Source organism: Photobacterium sp. R1 (genome assembly GCF_054600795.1).
In genome coordinates, this window is record NZ_BAAHZP010000465.1 from 1 (window position 1) to 279 (window position 279).

At 48.7% G+C, this 279-nt stretch carries 1 protein-coding gene; it reads right to left on the minus strand.

Going from position 1 to position 279, the window contains the following annotated elements; genetic code table 11:
• On the minus strand, positions 1 to 267 hold a 267-nt coding region (locus tag ACYP03_RS25870; RefSeq protein ID WP_459782657.1), incomplete at its 3' end, for an isochorismatase family protein.
• Positions 268 to 279: the final 12 nt, after the last annotated feature.

The following is a 279-nucleotide window of genomic DNA, read 5'->3' on the forward strand; positions in this document are numbered from 1 at the left end:
GATCTCAAGACGATCCAGGGTAGTTTTCAGCACAGTGTCATGAAAGGAGTCCGGCGTCGTTTTGCGGACAAAGATATCGCCTTCAGCGGTGATCAGATCAGTATGTAACTGCCAGCCTTCGGTCTGATAGGCTATCTCTGTGTCTGGCTCTTCATGCTGAACAAAAATGACAGGCAAGGCGTTCTTTCTGGCCCATGTGGTGATCTGATTAATCCTGGCAACCACGGCATCTGCTTCAAATGGCTGAGGTTGAGGTTCAAAACAAATACGCTGTACGTC